The sequence below is a fragment of the Cupriavidus sp. FW306-1B-F12B genome, from assembly GCF_058781795.1.
Window position 1 is genome coordinate 351579 of the sequence record NZ_JBYSXC010000001.1, and the last position, 14478, is coordinate 366056.

The 14478-nt window shown below is 70.0% G+C and carries 14 protein-coding genes; 11 read left to right on the forward strand and 3 right to left on the reverse strand.

The annotated features are described in order from the left end of the window. Positions 1-3 precede the first annotated feature (3 nt). Complete coding sequence (phnL, locus tag AC3WLE_RS01525; protein WP_492357459.1) at positions 4-732, forward strand: phosphonate C-P lyase system protein PhnL; 729 nt, start codon at positions 4-6, stop codon at positions 730-732. 24 nt (positions 733-756) lie between these two features. Continuing rightward, a complete protein-coding gene (locus tag AC3WLE_RS01530) occupies positions 757-1974 on the forward strand; it encodes an alpha-D-ribose 1-methylphosphonate 5-triphosphate diphosphatase (RefSeq protein ID WP_492357458.1) in 1218 nt (405 codons plus the stop codon). A gap of 186 nt (positions 1975-2160) precedes the next feature. Here AC3WLE_RS01530 and AC3WLE_RS01535 read toward each other — a convergent pair whose 3' ends face one another. Then, positions 2161-2997, reverse strand: coding sequence for an IclR family transcriptional regulator (locus AC3WLE_RS01535; protein WP_011617123.1), 837 nt, complete (start codon positions 2995-2997; stop codon positions 2161-2163). 181 nt (positions 2998-3178) lie between these two features. Here AC3WLE_RS01535 and AC3WLE_RS01540 point away from each other — a divergent pair, with 181 nt between their 5' ends. Both AC3WLE_RS01540 and AC3WLE_RS01545 read left to right on the forward strand, forming a co-directional pair. Then, complete coding sequence (locus tag AC3WLE_RS01540; protein ID WP_492317103.1) at positions 3179-4165, forward strand: Bug family tripartite tricarboxylate transporter substrate binding protein; 987 nt, start codon at positions 3179-3181, stop codon at positions 4163-4165. A gap of 71 nt (positions 4166-4236) precedes the next feature. Then, on the forward strand, positions 4237-6579 hold the full coding sequence (locus AC3WLE_RS01545) for a cytochrome P450/oxidoreductase (RefSeq protein ID WP_492352757.1): 2343 nt from the start codon (positions 4237-4239) through the stop codon (positions 6577-6579). 11 nt (positions 6580-6590) lie between these two features. Here AC3WLE_RS01545 and AC3WLE_RS01550 read toward each other — a convergent pair whose 3' ends face one another. Then, a complete protein-coding gene (locus AC3WLE_RS01550; RefSeq protein ID WP_492317105.1) occupies positions 6591-7097 on the reverse strand; it encodes a GNAT family N-acetyltransferase in 507 nt (168 codons plus the stop codon). Positions 7098-7277: 180 nt separating this feature from the next. Here AC3WLE_RS01550 and AC3WLE_RS01555 point away from each other — a divergent pair, with 180 nt between their 5' ends. Beyond that, a complete protein-coding gene (locus AC3WLE_RS01555; RefSeq protein ID WP_492317106.1) occupies positions 7278-7841 on the forward strand; it encodes a hypothetical protein in 564 nt (187 codons plus the stop codon). 21 nt (positions 7842-7862) lie between these two features. Here AC3WLE_RS01555 and AC3WLE_RS01560 read toward each other — a convergent pair whose 3' ends face one another. Then, a complete protein-coding gene (locus AC3WLE_RS01560; protein WP_492317107.1) occupies positions 7863-8768 on the reverse strand; it encodes a LysR family transcriptional regulator in 906 nt (301 codons plus the stop codon). A gap of 209 nt (positions 8769-8977) precedes the next feature. Between AC3WLE_RS01560 and AC3WLE_RS01565 the strand changes: the two genes are divergently transcribed. From AC3WLE_RS01565 to AC3WLE_RS01590, 6 genes are all read left to right on the forward strand, one after another. Beyond that, positions 8978-10978: an FUSC family protein gene (locus AC3WLE_RS01565; RefSeq protein WP_492357396.1), complete on the forward strand. Its 2001-nt coding sequence runs from the start codon at positions 8978-8980 to the stop codon at positions 10976-10978. A 26-nt stretch (positions 10979-11004) separates the two neighbouring features. After that, entirely contained in the window at positions 11005-11223 is a 219-nt protein-coding gene (locus AC3WLE_RS01570; protein ID WP_492317109.1) for a DUF1656 domain-containing protein, read from the forward strand. After that, a complete protein-coding gene (locus AC3WLE_RS01575) occupies positions 11220-12128 on the forward strand; it encodes an efflux RND transporter periplasmic adaptor subunit (protein WP_492317110.1) in 909 nt (302 codons plus the stop codon). The genes AC3WLE_RS01570 and AC3WLE_RS01575 overlap by 4 nt, the downstream gene beginning before the upstream one ends. Then, entirely contained in the window at positions 12125-13588 is a 1464-nt protein-coding gene (locus AC3WLE_RS01580; protein ID WP_492352754.1) for an efflux transporter outer membrane subunit, read from the forward strand. The genes AC3WLE_RS01575 and AC3WLE_RS01580 overlap by 4 nt, the downstream gene beginning before the upstream one ends. Positions 13589-13769: 181 nt before the next feature. Next, positions 13770-14123, forward strand: coding sequence for a hypothetical protein (locus AC3WLE_RS01585; RefSeq protein ID WP_492317112.1), 354 nt, complete (start codon positions 13770-13772; stop codon positions 14121-14123). Positions 14124-14215: 92 nt separating this feature from the next. Beyond that, positions 14216-14422, forward strand: coding sequence for a hypothetical protein (locus tag AC3WLE_RS01590; protein WP_492317113.1), 207 nt, complete (start codon positions 14216-14218; stop codon positions 14420-14422). Positions 14423-14478 lie beyond the last annotated feature (56 nt).

Genomic DNA, 14478 nt, shown 5'->3' on the forward strand with positions numbered 1-14478 from the left:
ACGATGCACGCAGAACACCACCCACAGAAACTGGTCGAGGTTCGCGGCCTCGGCAAGATGTTTACGCTGCACAACCAGGGCGGCATCCGCCTGCCGGTGCTGCGCGCGATGGATTTCGATGCCGCCCGCGGCGAATGCCTGGTGCTGTCCGGGCCCTCGGGCACCGGCAAGAGCACGCTGCTGCGCTGCATGTACGGCAACTACCTGGCCACCGAAGGCAGCATCCGCCTGCGCGATACCAGCGCCGAAGACGAGCCGTGGGTCGAGCTGACCCACGCCCCCGAACAACGCGTGCTGAAGCTGCGCCGCGACGTGATCGGCTATGTCAGCCAGTTCCTGCGCGCGATTCCGCGCGTCGGCGCGCTCGACGTGGTGGCCGATCCGCTGCAGCAGCGCGGCGCCAGCCATGAGGAAGCCCGTGCCCGCGCGGCAGAACTGCTGGCACGGCTGAACCTGCCGCGCCGGCTGTGGGACCTGCCGCCGGCCACCTTCTCCGGCGGCGAGCAGCAGCGCGTGAACATCGCGCGCGGCCTGATCGGCGGCCATCCGATCCTGCTGCTGGACGAGCCCACCGCCTCGCTGGACGCCGACAACCGCGCCGTGGTGGTCGAGCTGATCCGCGAGGCCCTGGCCGAAGGCCGCGCGCTGATCGGCATCTTCCACGATGAAGCCGTGCGCGATGCCGTGGCCACGCGCCTGCTGCCGCTGCAACCCGCTAGCGCCCTCGCCTGATTTGATCCCAGAACGGAGCCGGACATGTCTGCTACCTACCTGACGCACGCCACCCTGGTGCTGCCGGACCGCGTGCTGCACGACAGCGCGATGCTGATCGAGGATGGCCGCATCGCCGCCATCGAACCGGCACCCGCAGCGGTCCCCGCCCATGCCGCCGTGATCGACCTGCATGGCCACACGGTGATGCCGGGCCTGGTCGACGTGCATTGCGACGCCATCGAGAAGGAAGTCGAACCGCGCGCCAGCGTGCTGTTCCCGCTGGACTTTGCCGTGGCCCAGGTGGACCGCCGCAACGCCGCGGCCGGCATCACCACGCCGTACCACGCGCTGTCGTTCGCGGGCAACCAGTTCGGCGTGCGCAATGTCGACACCGCGGCCACGCTGGTGCGCACCCTGGCCGCGTATCGCCGCCACAGCCTGGTCGACAACCGCATCCATTGCCGCTACGAAGTCACCGATTCCAGCGCCGTGCCGGTGCTGGAAGCGCTGATGGCCGAGGGCGTGGTCGACCTGCTGTCCGTGATGGACCACTCGCCGGGCCAGGGCCAGTTCAAGACCATGGATGCCTACCTGGCCTACATGATGGGCAACCACGGCATGAGCCGCGAGCAAGCCGCCGATGCGGCCGACAAGAAGGCCGCCGCGCTGGAAGGCGCGCATGAGCGCGTCAACCGGCTGGTGGCCGGCGCGCATGCGCTGGGCATCCCCACCGCCAGCCATGACGACGATTCTCCGCAGCGCATCGCCGCCATGCGCGCGCTGGGCGTGCGCATGAGCGAGTTCCCGATCAACCTGGAAACCGCGCAAGCCGCGTGCGCCCAGGCGCTGCCGACCATCCTGGGCGCGCCCAACGTGCTGCGCGGCAAGAGCCAGAGCGGCTCGATGCGCGCCATCGACGCCATTCACGCCGGCGTGGGCACCATCCTGTGCTCGGACTACCAGCCGTCCACGCTGATCGCCGCCGCGTATGCCGCCGCGCGCCTGGCCGACCTGCCGCTGAACCAGGCGCTGGCGCTGGTCACCGCCAATCCGGCCGACGCCTGCCTGCTGGACGACCGCGGGCGCCTGGCGCCGGGGCTGCGCGCGGACGTGATCGCCGTGTCCGGCGTGGCAGGCCAGCCGATGGTCACGCATACCTGGTCTGGCGGGCGGCTGGTGTTTGCGGCGGGGTATCCGTCGGTGCGGCACGTTGGCGATGCCGCCTTGCTGCGCGAAACCGCGCTGCGCGAGGTGGCATAAGGAGGATTGGCCGGGATTCGTAAAATTCCGCTGCGCCTCCGCCAGACTGCTGATTTGAACAGGAAATCGAGCGCAATCTCGATCAGCGCTTGGACGAGCCAGCGCCGGTCAGTCCGGCAACACAGTAGCGCTGGCTACGGCCGTTCGCTGCTGGCCGATGGCGGCTTCACCGGCTGAGCGATCGGATCAGGCCCCGGGGTTGAACCCCAACGCCGTGCTGACCGCGCGCGCCTCGCGCCGCACGGCGCTGCCGATGGGCCCGTCGATGGCGGGATCAAAGCCGCCGGTGGCGCCCAGCGCCGTCAGCACCGCGCAGACGCGCCCGGTGTAGTCGCGCACCGGCGCCGCCACGGCGCTGATGCCGGTCAGGTTGGTGTCGCGCACCCAGGCGCAGTCGTCGGCCTGCACCGCGCGGCGCAGCGCGCCGATGGGGTCTTTGCCATCGAGCAGCGCCAGCCGCGCCGGACTTGCCGCGGCCAGTTCCTCCTCGGCCTGGGCATGCACGCGCTTTTCATCGAGCAGGCCCAGGAACACGCGCCCGGTGGCCGACCACAGCAATGGCATCACCGAGCCCGCGCGCACGTTCACCGTCACCGGCAAACCCGGTTCCTCAAAGCGCATGATGGTCGGCCCCTTGTTGCCCATCACCGCGACAAAGCAGGTCACCTCCAGCGCTTCACGCAGGCGTACCAACGAGGCTTCGGCCAGCCGGATCGGGTCGGCCTGGCGCATCGCCGCCATGCCGATCTGCAGCGCCTCGAAGCCCAGGTGGTATTGCTGCGTGCCCGTCTCCTGCGCCACCAGCCCCTCTTCCACCAGGCTGACCAGGTAGCGGTGCACCTTGGCCGGGCTTTCGTCGATATGCGCGGCCAGCGCGGTCAGGCTGGCGCGTCCGCCCAGCCGGGCCAGTCCCTTGAGCACGGCCATGCCGGTGACCGCCGATTGCACGCGCTGGCGGCGTTCGCGCGTGCGGGGCGCGTCGGCGGGTTCGATCGGAGGTTGGGCAGCTTTCGGTCGGGGCATGGCGGGAAGATCCGGCAAACGGTGAGCGGTCATCACATGGAAGGCGGATCAAGCCATGCGGCCGCCGCAGGACAGTTCAAGGTTAACCCGCATTCAATCATTACGCAATGCGTATATGATTTACGCAAAATAGAAACACCGGTGCCGTACACCGGGCTGACCAACAAGGAGACAAGCCCCCATGCCCCGCCTCAACTTCAAGCGCCTGGCCATTGGCGCGCTGGCCCTGCCGATGCTGGCCGCCGCCCCCGCGCACGCCGCCGACGCCTACCCTGCCAAGCCGATCCGCTGGATCGTCCCCTACGCCGCCGGCGGCGGCTCGGACTTCCTGGCGCGCACCATCGGCCAGGGGCTGTCGGCCAAGGTCGGCCAGCCGGTGGTGGTGGACAACAAGCCGGGCGGCAATACCGCCATCGGCGCGGCCGAGACGGCGCGCTCGGCCGCCGACGGCTATACCGTGCTGTCGGCTGACAACGGCACGCTGGTGTTCAACCCGGTGCTGTACAAATCGCTCTCCTACAACCCTGGCAAGGACCTGGCTCCGGTGACGCTGCTGGGCCGCTTCCCGATGATCCTGGTGGTGGGCGCGACCAGCCCGGTCAAGAGCGCCAAGGAATTCATCGCCCAGACCAAGGCCACCCAGGGCGGCATCAACTACGGCTCGGCCGGCGCGGGCAGCCCGCACCACCTGGCGATGGAGCTGCTGAAGGTGGAAGCCGGCCTGTCGATGACGCATGCCCCCTACCGCGGCGCCGCGCCGGCGCTGTCGGACGTGGCCGCCGGGCAGGTGGTGGCGATGATGGTGGACTACGCCGCCGGCGCCGGCTTTATCAAGGGCGGCAAGGTCCGGCCGCTGGCGGTGGCCAATGCCACCCGGCTGCCGCAGCTGCCCGACGTGCCGACCTTTGCCGAACTGGGCTACCCGCGCGTGGAAGCTGCCGCGCTGGTGGGCATGGTGGTGCCGGCCGGCACGCCGCCGGAGGTGGTCAACACGCTGAACAAGGATGTGGTCGCGGCAATCCGCGAGCCCGCTGTCAACAAGCGGCTGGTGGACTTCGGCGTGGAGCCGGTCGGCAACTCGCCGGCTCAGTTCAGCGAGCTGCTGCGCAGCGAGTCCACCCGCTGGACCAAGCTGATCCGCGACCTGAAGATCACGCTGGACAACTGAGCCCGGCCGCAACACCGAATGGCCGTCCGGCCCTGACCGGACGGCCCTGTTTTTCGCCAGGAGTACGCAGCATGGCCAACCCCTCCCCCAGCGCCGCGCGCAGCGGCTGCCCGATCGACCACAGCGCCTTGACCGCGCCCAACGGCTGCCCGGTCAGCCACAACGCGGCGCAATTCGATCCCTTCGGCGACGGCTACCAGCAGGACCCGCCCGAATACGTGCGCTGGTCGCGCGAGCAGGAGCCGGTGTTCTACAGCCCCAGGCTGGGCTACTGGGTGGTCACGCGCTATGAGGACATCAAGGCGATCTTCCGTGACAACCTGACCTTCAGCCCGTCGATCGCGCTGGAGAAGATCACGCCCACCGGCGACGAGGCCAATGCCGTGCTGGCCTCCTATGGCTATGCCATGAACCGCACGCTGGTCAACGAGGACGAGCCCGCCCACATGCCGCGCCGGCGCGCGCTGATGGCGCCCTTCACGCCCGCGGAACTGGCGCACCATGAGCCACTGGTGCGCCGCCTGGCACGCGAGTATGTCGACCGCTTTATCGACGATGGCCGCGCCGACCTGGTCGACCAGATGCTGTGGGAAGTGCCGCTGACCGTGGCCCTGCATTTCCTGGGCGTGCCCGAAGAGGACATGGACCTGCTGCGCCAGTACTCCATCGCCCATACCGTCAACACCTGGGGCCGGCCAAAGCCGGAGGAACAGGTGGCGGTGGCGCATGCCGTGGGCAACTTCTGGCAGCTGGCGGGCCGCATCCTGGACAAGATGCGCGAGGACCCGTCCGGCCCGGGCTGGATGCAGTACGGCCTGCGCAAGCAGAAAGAACTACCCGATGTCGTCACCGACTCCTACCTGCATTCGATGATGATGGCCGGCATCGTCGCCGCGCACGAGACCACCGCCAATGCCTCGGCCAATGCCATCAAGCTGCTGCTGCAGCATCCGGATGCATGGCGCGAGATCTGCGACGATCCATCGCTGATCCCCAACGCGGTGGAAGAATGCCTGCGCCACAACGGCTCCGTCGCCGCATGGCGGCGGCTGGTGACGCGCGACGCCGAGGTCGGCGGCATCCGCCTGCCGGCGGGCAGCAAGCTGCTGATCGTCACGTCCTCGGCCAACCATGACGAGCGCCATTTTGCCGATGCCGACCTGTTCGACATCCGCCGCGACAACGCCAGCGAGCAGCTGACCTTTGGCTACGGCTCGCACCAGTGCATGGGCAAGAACCTGGCGCGCATGGAGATGCAGGTCTTCCTGGAGGAACTGACACGCCGGCTGCCGCATATGCGCCTGGCCGGGCAGACCTTCACCTACGTGCCCAACACCTCGTTCCGCGGCCCCGAGCACCTGCTGGTGGAATGGAACCCCGCGCAGAACCCCGAGCGCCGCGACCCGGCCCTGCTCGAGGTGCACCAGCCGGTGCGCATCGGCGAGCCGTCCGCGCACACCATCGCCCGCACGGTGGTGGTCGAGCGCGTCACGCCCGCCGCCGACGGCGTGGTCCGGCTGCGGCTGGCGGCGCCTGACGGCAAGCCACTGCCGCGCTGGGCCCCGGGCTCGCATATCGACGTGGAATGCGGCGATACCGGGCTGTCGCGCCAATATTCGCTGTGCGGCGATCCGGACGACGCCGCGGCACTTGAGATTGCCGTGCTGCGCGACCCCGACAGCCGCGGCGGCTCGGCCTGGGTGCATGGCAGCGTCCAGGCCGGCGACCGCCTGCGCATCCGCGGGCCGCGCAACCACTTCCGCTTCGATGAAAGCTGCGGGCGCGCCATCTTTATCGCCGGCGGCATCGGCATCACGCCGGTCAGCGCGATGGCGCGGCGCGCCCGTGCGCTTGGCATCGACTACGAATTCCACTACTGCGGCCGTTCGCGCCAGGCCATGGCGATGCTGGATGAACTGCAGGCCCTGCACGGTGCACGGCTGCACATCCATGCCAGCGATGAAGGCCAGCGCGCCGACTTCGGCAAGCTGCTGGCGCGGCCGGACCCGCGCACCCAGATCTACGCCTGCGGCCCGCAGCGCATGCTGGATGCGCTGGCCGGGTGCTGCGCGGCGTGGCCGGAAGATGCGCTGCGCGTGGAGCACTTCGTATCGAAGCTGGGCACGCTGGATGCGTCGAAGGAACTGCCGTTCACCGTCGAGCTGAAGGACTCCGGCCTGGTCATGGAAGTCCCGGCCGGCCAGACCCTGCTGAGCGCGCTGCGCGGCGCCAATATCGACGTGCAGAGCGATTGCGAGGAAGGCCTGTGCGGGTCCTGCGAGGTGCGCGTGCTGGCCGGCCAGGTCGACCATCGCGACGTGGTGCTCACGCGCAGCGAGCGCGAGGCCAACCAGCGCATGATGGCGTGCTGCTCGCGCGCCTGCGGCGGCGGCCGCCTGGTGCTGGAGCTCTGAGCGCCCGCCCGTCAGGCGGTGGCGTTGAAGGCGTCGTGGTATTGCACGCTGCCCGCCGGATAGCCGCCGTCGAACGCCAGTGCCTGGAAGTACTCGGGCGGCACGCCGTCCAGCACCAGCCCGGGCCGAACGGCAAAGCCGAAGCGGCCGTAGTAGCCGGGATCGCCCAGCACCACGCAGCCGGCGGCGCCAAGGCGGCGCAGCTGGTCCAGCGACGCGCGCATCAGTTGCGAGCCGATGCCCTGCCCCTGCAGGTCCGGCGCCACCGAGATCGGGCCCAGTCCGTACCAGCCGGTCGCGCCGGATGAGACCGTAACCGGCGAAATCGCCACGTGTCCCACCAGCTCATCGCCTGCCTGTGCCACCAGCGACACCGTCAGCTGGCCGGCGCGGCGCAGCGCATTGACCACGAACGCCTCGGTGTGGCTGGTATGCGGCGCCGTCAGGAAGGCGGCGGTGGTCAGCCGGGCGATGGCGTCGGCGTCGGACGGCGACTCTGGGCGGATCTGCACGGACATGGCGGGACTCGGACTTCGATCAGGTCTTGGGAACCCGAATTCTACGCTCCCCTTCACTGGCATGCCGCGGCCGCCAGGGCAAGCCACCGTTGCGCCGTAGGACAACGCCTGACAACGGCGGCAAGGCGCCAAGGCTAAAGTAGCAGCGCGAACCCCAAGCAATCCTGTTCCCGTTGCGTCATGCGCCCTGCCCCCGCTGCCCCCGCTGCCCCCGCCGTCCCCGATCACCATCCTTTGCGCAATGCCGCTGTGTGCCTGGGCCTGTCCCTGCTGGCCGGGCCACTTGCCGTTTCCGCCACCGTGGCCGCCGCGCCTGCGCCGTCCCCGCAACTGTCCGGGCTGGCCACGCTGCTGCTGGGCACGGTGCGCGGCAAGCCTACGGGCATGAACGGCGTGACCCGCCTGACCGCGGGCGATGTCGACCGTGAGCTGCGCATGGCCTGCCAGGAGCTGATGCGCGCCGGTCCGGTCGACCTGGACGACACCACCCGCTTCGACGGCTGCATGACGCGTCCGGGCAAGATCGTCGAATTCCAGCTGAAGGTTTCGGGAGTGGATGCGGCGCGCGACGATACCCGCGAGTTCATGGCGACGGCCAAGCCTATCCTGGAGCGCGGCATCTGCCGCAACCCGGATGTGCCGGTGCTCGGCAAGCTGGGGGTCAGGCTGCGCTACCACTACGTAGCCGGGCAGAAATCGCTGGTCTTGCTCGATATCCCGCCGGACCAGTGCCTGAAGAAGTGAGGCCGCCGCAAGCGCGCCGGTTCAAGATCCCTTTCCGCCCCCCAGCACCTCTTCGCAAACCGCCAGCCATGCCCGCGCCGCATGCGACAGGTAGCGTCCCGGCGACCAGATATGCGCCATGGTCCAGTCCATTGCCGGCGCGGTCAGCCGCGCCATGGCCAGTGCGTCCTGGCCCTGCAGGCGCTCAGCCAGCGGCTGCGGCAGGAAGGTAGTGCCCAGCCCCGCCGCCGCCATCGATGCCAGGAAATCCCAGTGCCCGCTGTGCGCCACCACGCGCGGCTCGATGCGTGCCTCCAGAAATGCCTGCCGCAGCATGCGCGTCAGCGAGAAGTCATCGGTCAGCATCACCAGCGGCTCATCGCGCAGCGCCGCCAGCGTGACGGTGCGCCCGCGCGCCCAGGCGGCCTTGCGCGGCCCCACGGCCCAGATCGGGTAGCGGCCGAACTGGCGCGTTTCCAGCGCCAGGCCGCTGTCGCCCGGCAGCACCGTGGCGCCGACCTCCAGCTCGCCGCTTGCCACCAGCTGCTCCACCACCTGGCCGCCGTGCTCGTCCAGCGTCAGCGACAGGTTGGGATAGCGCTGCCGGAACGCGCTCACCGCCGGTGAAAAGAACAGGTTGACCATCGGCGGGATCCCCACGGTCAGCTTCCCCCGGCCCAGCGAGGACAGGTCGGACACCTCCAGCGTGAGCCGGTGCACCACGCCCAGCGCCTCCTGCCCGCGCTCGTAGACCACGCGGCCCACGTCGGTCAGCCGCACGCTCTTGCCTTCACGGATCAGCAGCGGCTGGCCGACCTCGTCCTCCAGCTGCTTGACCATCTTGCTGATGGTCGACTGGGTGACAAACAGCGAGGCCGCGGCCTGGGTAAAGCTGCGCAGCCGGGCAGTCTCGACGAAATAGCGCAGCGCGCGAATATCGATGGGCATGGTGCTGAGGGACGGCGGGCTGCCGGCAGGCCAGTTTCGCCACCCATGAACAAAGGGAATGGAAAGACCAATATTAAATCATGAATGGAATGCGAAAGATTTGGCTACACTTCGCTTTCACACATCGCCCCCGCCCAACCGCGCCGCCAAATGAAGCGTGGAGCGGCAGGCCGCGGCGTGCCCTCAACGCTTCCTGAAGACCCCGCTCCATGGCTAGCTGGCCGAATGCACGACAGTGGCTGTTCTCGCTGAAGGCATTCGCCGCCGCGATGCTGGCGCTCTATATCGCGCTGGCGCTAGGCCTGCCTCGGCCTTACTGGGCCATGGCGACGGTGTACTTCGTTTCCCATCCCCTGACCGGCGCCACCCGTTCCAAGGCGGCCTACCGCGTGGCCGGCACGATGCTGGGCGCCACCGCCGCGGTGGCCACGGTGCCGCAACTGGTCAACATGCCGATCGTGCTGATGGGTGCGATCGCGCTGTGGATCACCGTGCTGGTGTACCTGTCGCTGCTGCAGCGCACGCCGCGCAGCTATGTGTACCTGCTGGCGGCCTACACCCTGCCGATCGTCGCGCTGCCGGCCGTCAGCGCGCCGGCGCAGATCTTCGATATTGCCGTGGCCCGGATCGAGGAAATCGTGATCGGCATCGTCTGCGCCGGGCTGGTGGGCTCGGTCGTCTTCCCGGCCAAGGTGGCGCCCGCGCTGCGGTCCCGCGCAGCCACCTGGCTGGCCGACGCGGCGGCCTGGGCATCGGACATCCTCACCGGCAGCCCGCGCGCCGACGACAGCCGCCACCGGCTCGCCGCCGACATCCTGGCGCTGGACCAGCTGGTCAGCCAGCTGGCCTATGACACCGAGGGCAGCCACACGCTGCGCCATGCCCGCGCGCTGCGCCAGCGCATGACCATGCTGATGCCGCTGCTGTCGTCGCTGGAAAACGTGCTGCAGGCGCTGCGCGGCCATCCGGACGGCATCCCGTTGTCACTGCGCGAGGCCATGGCGGCGACGACCGCCTGGCTGGCGACCGATGCTGCCACGCCGCCTCCAGTCGCCACGCGCAGGTGGCCTGCCGATGGCCGCGCGGGCGAGGTCGACTGGCAAGCCGGCCTTGCCGCCACGGCGGCGGACCAGTTGCAGCGCCTGGGCACCTTGTACGCTGAATGCCACGCCCTGCAGCAAGGCATAGGCGACCGCAGCGCCGGCGCGCCGCCGCTGCGCGGCAACGCGGCCCCGGACGCTGCAGGCCATCACCACGACCACGGCATGCTGCTGTTCGGCGCCGTGTCGAGCGGCCTGGCCGTATTCTGCGCGGGGCTGCTGTGGATCTTCTCGGGCTGGGAGGACGGCGCCGGCGCGGTCGCGGTGGCATCGATCGCCTGCTGCTTCTTTGCGGCCATCGACGAGCCGCGCCGCATGGCCGGTGCCTTCCTGCGCTGGAGCACGATCTGCCTGCTGGTGTCGTGCGGCTACCTGTTCCTGGTGGTGCCGCACGCGCACACCTTTGAAGCGCTGGCCGCGATGCTGGCGCTGCCCTATCTCGGCATTGGCCTGTTGATTGCGCGGCCCGGCTTCCAGCTGATTGCGATGCTGCTGTCGGTCAACACGGCCTCGTTCGCCAACGTGCAGGCCGTGTTCGATGCGGATTTCCTCGGCACCTTCAATACCTGCCTGGCCAGCGCCGCGGCAATGCTGTTCGCGCCGCTGTGGTCGATGGCGGTACGCCCGTTCGGCGCGCGCGCGGCGGCGCACCGGCTGGTGCGCGCCAGCTGGCGGGACCTGGCCCAGGCCGCCACGCTGCGCGCGGCCGATGGCGATGCGCGGCTGGGCGCGCGCATGCTGGACCGGCTCGGCCAGCTGGTGCCGCGGTTGGGGGCTGCCGGCGATCCCTTGTCTTCCGACGGCTTCCACGCGCTGCAAGTCGGCTACTGCGCGCTGGCGCTGCAGAAGGCGCTGCCGGCCTTGCCGCCCGCGGCACGCAAGCCGGTGCGCCGCGTGCTGGCCGCGGTGGCAAGGCATTTCCGCGCGCGGCTGCGCGCGGGCCATGCCGTGCCGGCTCCGGCGGGGCTGGCCGCCTGGGTGGCCGATGCCATCGCCAGCGTGGCCGCGTTGCCCGCAGGTGGCCGCCCTGACTACCGCGGCACGCTCGGCGCGCTGGTGGTGCTGCAGGTCACGCTGCTGCCTGGCCCGGCGGCTGCCCTGTCCCGCTGACCTCCCCAACTCTCCGCTGCCGCCGAATGCTCAGTGAAATCGACCTCTATGGCGTGTTCGTGCCAGGCGTGCTGGTGCTGATGGTGCTGGCCTTCGCCGTCACTACCGCGATCCGCATGGCGCTGGCCGCGCTGGGCTGCTACCGGCATATCTGGCACCGCTCGCTGTTCAACCTTTCCCTTTATGTGATCGTCCTTGGCGCCGTGGCCGCAGTCTTTGTCGCGGTGCCGGGACTGCCGTCATGACCTTCCGACTCCGCCCCCTGCTTCCCTTGCTGCCAACGCTGCTGGCAGCCATTGCCGCCCTGCTGGTGCTGCGCCACCTGTGGGACTACTACACGGCCGCACCATGGACCCGCGACGGCCATGTGCGTGCCGACATCATCCAGGTGGCGCCCGATGTGTCCGGGCTGGTCACACGCGTGCTGGCGCGCGACAACCAGCATGTGCAGCAAGGCGAAGTCCTGTTCGAGATCGACCGCGACCGCTACGCGCTGGCCCTGCAGCAGGCGCTGGCCGCGGTAGCGACGCAGCGCGCCGCGCTGGCGCAGGCGCGGCGCGAAGCCGCGCGCAACCGCAATCTCGACGGCCTGGTTGCCGCCGAAGTCGCGGAACAGGGGCGTGCCCGCGTAGAGCAAGGCGAAGCCGCGCTGGCGCTGGCCGAAGCCGCGCTGCGGCTGGCCCGGCTGAACCTGGAGCGCACCAGCGTGCGCAGCCCGGTGGCGGGCTACCTCAACGATCGGCTGCCGCGCCTGGGCGACTATGTCTCGACCGGCCGCCCGGTGCTGTCGATCGTCGATGCCGGGTCCTTCCACGTGGAAGGCTATTTCGAGGAAACCAAGCTGCACCGGATCCGCATCGGCAGCCCGGTCGACGTGCATATCATGGGCGAGCCCCGGCGCCTGCGCGGGCACGTGCAGAGCATCGCCGCCGGCATCGAGGACCGCGACCGCAGCGCGGGCTCGAACCTGCTGCCCAACGTCAACCCGACCTTCAACTGGGTGCGGCTGGCACAGCGCGTGCCGGTGCGCATCGTGCTGGAGGACGTGCCCGCGGATGTGCGCCTGGTGTCCGGCCGCACCGCGACTGTGGCCGTTCGCGAAGCCCGGCGCGACGATGACGCCGGCCGCCGCACGGGGCCCCGGTCGTGAAGCGGCGCCATCCCTGGCTGGCGTGCGCCGCGGCCTGCCTGTGCGCCTGCACCACCGTGGGCCCGGACTATCGCGTGCCGGATCATGCGGCGGTGCGCGCGGCCGCCGCCAACGGCCCGCTTCAGGGCGCCGAAGCGCACGGCGTGGCCATCGCGCCCGTGCCCGACGACTGGTGGCGGCTGTATGACGACGCGCGGCTCAACCGGCTGGTCGAAGAGGCGCTGGCCGCCAACACCGACATCCGCGCCGCCAGCGCCAACCTGCGCCGCGCGGTGGCCCTCCTGCACGAGGTGGAGTCCGAGAACCTGCCGCAGGGCGGCGCCAGCGCCAGCGCTTCGCGCGCGCAGCTGTCGGGCGAGAGCTTCCTGCAGACCACCAGGCCACCGGTATTCAACCTGGGCGACTTCGGTTTCGGCGTGTCCTACCTGATCGATTTTTTCGGCAAGCTGGCCCGCGCCGACGAGGCCGCGCTGGCCGGCGCCGAAGCCAGCGAGGCCACGCTCGACATGGTGCGCGTCACCGTGGCGGCGCAGACGGTGCGCGCCTACGTGCAGGGCTGCGCCGCCACGCATGAACTGGCTGCCGCCACGCAGCAGCTCGCGGTACAGCAACGCACGCTGGACGCCACCAGCCGCCTGGTCGGCGCCGGCCGCGGCGAACCCGCCGACATAGCGCGCGAGCGTGCCCGCACCGAAGCGCTGCGCGCTGCGTTGCCAACGCTGGAAGCCGCGCGTAGCGACGCACGCCACCGGCTGGCGCTGCTGCTGGGCAAGCCGCCTGCGGCACTGCCAGAGGCCGAGGTGGACTGCCATGCCGAACCCACGCTGCGCGTGCCGCTGCCAGTGGGTGACGGCGCAGCGCTGCTCCGGCGCCGGCCCGATATCCGCCAGGCGGAACGCGAACTGGCCGCGGCCACCGCTCGCATCGGCGTGGCCACGGCGGACCTGTATCCATCGATCCGCATCGGCGCCAGCGCCGGGCTGACCGGCGTGCTGAGCCACCTTGGCAGCGGCCCGACGGCGCGCTGGAGCGTGGGGCCGCTGCTGAGCTGGTCGCTGCCGACCAACGGCGTGCGCCATCGCATCCACGGGCATGAAGCCGCGGCCGACGCCGCCCTGGCGCGCTTTGATGGCGCGGTGCTGCGCGCATTGCAGGAAACCGAAACGGCGTTGTCGGCCTACACGCGCGAACTGGAACGGCACGACGCCCTGCACGCGGCGCGCGAACAGGCCGCAGAAGCTGCGCGGCTGCAGCGCCGCCTGCAGCAGGCGGGGCGCATCCCGTACCTGACGCACCTGGACGCCGAGCGCACGCTGGCCGATGCAGAGGCCGCACTGGCTGCGTCCGAAGGCCATGTCGCCGCGCGCCAGGTCGACCTGTTCCTCGCGCTCGGCGGGGGGTGGCAGTCCGGCCGCAAGGTGGTTGCCGCCCATTCGATTATCGATGAAAAAAACGACTGATCTTTCGACATTTAAATCATCACAGGAATGCATCGACCTGACTAAACTTCGTCCCGTGCCGCGCGTTTCCCACGCGACCGCACCGCCCAAAAGGCGAACCCGGACGGCGCGGGAGGCAGATCCGCCATCCCCGCGCGGCCCTTCGCGGGCCATGCCGTCCACCCACCCAAAAACAGCAGACATGCATAAAAACGCTCTCAAAGCCCTTCTCGCCACGACCCTCTCGATTGCAGCACTCGGTGCCGCCGCACTGGCCAGCCCTGCCATGGCGCAAGGCCTGAATGACCGCGGCGTCGCCGCCGACCGCTACGGCTACAACCTGCACAACGGCAAGCGCGACCCGTTTACCGAAGGTGCGCACGTCAATGGCAAGCGCGACCCCTTCACCGATGGCGCCCGCGTCAACGACCGGCGCGACCCGTTCACCGACGGCGCCAACCGCGCTGCCGCCGGCATGGAAGTGGCAGGCATGGACCGCAGCGGCGTGTCGGCACCGCCGGCCCATGGCGGCTCACGCGTATCGGCTGCCGCCTGACCGGCGCCTGCCCGCGCCACGGCAGCCGCCGTGGCGTGTCGACGGGGCGCAAGGCCCCGTCTCCTTTCCCGTACCTCCCTGAAGCCCCCCTCATGAAAACCATCCTGTTCGCGCTGCTCGGCCTTGGCGCCCTGGCCGCGTCTTTTCCCGCGGTCGCCGGTCCTGACTGGGCTGTGATCGAGCGCGGCCGCGCCGCTGCCAGGACTGCTGCCGAGCGCACCGCACAAGCCCGCAATGCCACGCCTTGCGCACAAGCGGAAGTTGCCGCGTCGGCGACTTCGCCGGTTACATCAGGCTGAGCGCTTCTGAGATGCGCGCTCGGGTGCTAGATTGAGAAGGCGTGCCGCCGCCAGGC

Bases quoted from the DNA above. Each gene is read 5' to 3' on its own strand.
- phnL (WP_492357459.1), top strand. From the start codon at position 4: ATGCACGCAGAACACCACCCACAGAAACTGGTCGAGGTTCGCGGCCTC.
- AC3WLE_RS01530 (WP_492357458.1), top strand. From the start codon at position 757: ATGTCTGCTACCTACCTGACGCACGCCACCCTGGTGCTGCCGGACCGC.
- AC3WLE_RS01535 (WP_011617123.1), bottom strand. From the start codon at position 2,997: ATGCCCCGACCGAAAGCTGCCCAACCTCCGATCGAACCCGCCGACGCG.
- AC3WLE_RS01540 (WP_492317103.1), top strand. From the start codon at position 3,179: ATGCCCCGCCTCAACTTCAAGCGCCTGGCCATTGGCGCGCTGGCCCTG.
- AC3WLE_RS01545 (WP_492352757.1), top strand. From the start codon at position 4,237: ATGGCCAACCCCTCCCCCAGCGCCGCGCGCAGCGGCTGCCCGATCGAC.
- AC3WLE_RS01550 (WP_492317105.1), bottom strand. From the start codon at position 7,097: ATGTCCGTGCAGATCCGCCCAGAGTCGCCGTCCGACGCCGACGCCATC.
- AC3WLE_RS01555 (WP_492317106.1), top strand. From the start codon at position 7,278: ATGCGCCCTGCCCCCGCTGCCCCCGCTGCCCCCGCCGTCCCCGATCAC.
- AC3WLE_RS01560 (WP_492317107.1), bottom strand. From the start codon at position 8,768: ATGCCCATCGATATTCGCGCGCTGCGCTATTTCGTCGAGACTGCCCGG.
- AC3WLE_RS01565 (WP_492357396.1), top strand. From the start codon at position 8,978: ATGGCTAGCTGGCCGAATGCACGACAGTGGCTGTTCTCGCTGAAGGCA.
- AC3WLE_RS01570 (WP_492317109.1), top strand. From the start codon at position 11,005: ATGCTCAGTGAAATCGACCTCTATGGCGTGTTCGTGCCAGGCGTGCTG.
- AC3WLE_RS01575 (WP_492317110.1), top strand. From the start codon at position 11,220: ATGACCTTCCGACTCCGCCCCCTGCTTCCCTTGCTGCCAACGCTGCTG.
- AC3WLE_RS01585 (WP_492317112.1), top strand. From the start codon at position 13,770: ATGCATAAAAACGCTCTCAAAGCCCTTCTCGCCACGACCCTCTCGATT.
- AC3WLE_RS01590 (WP_492317113.1), top strand. From the start codon at position 14,216: ATGAAAACCATCCTGTTCGCGCTGCTCGGCCTTGGCGCCCTGGCCGCG.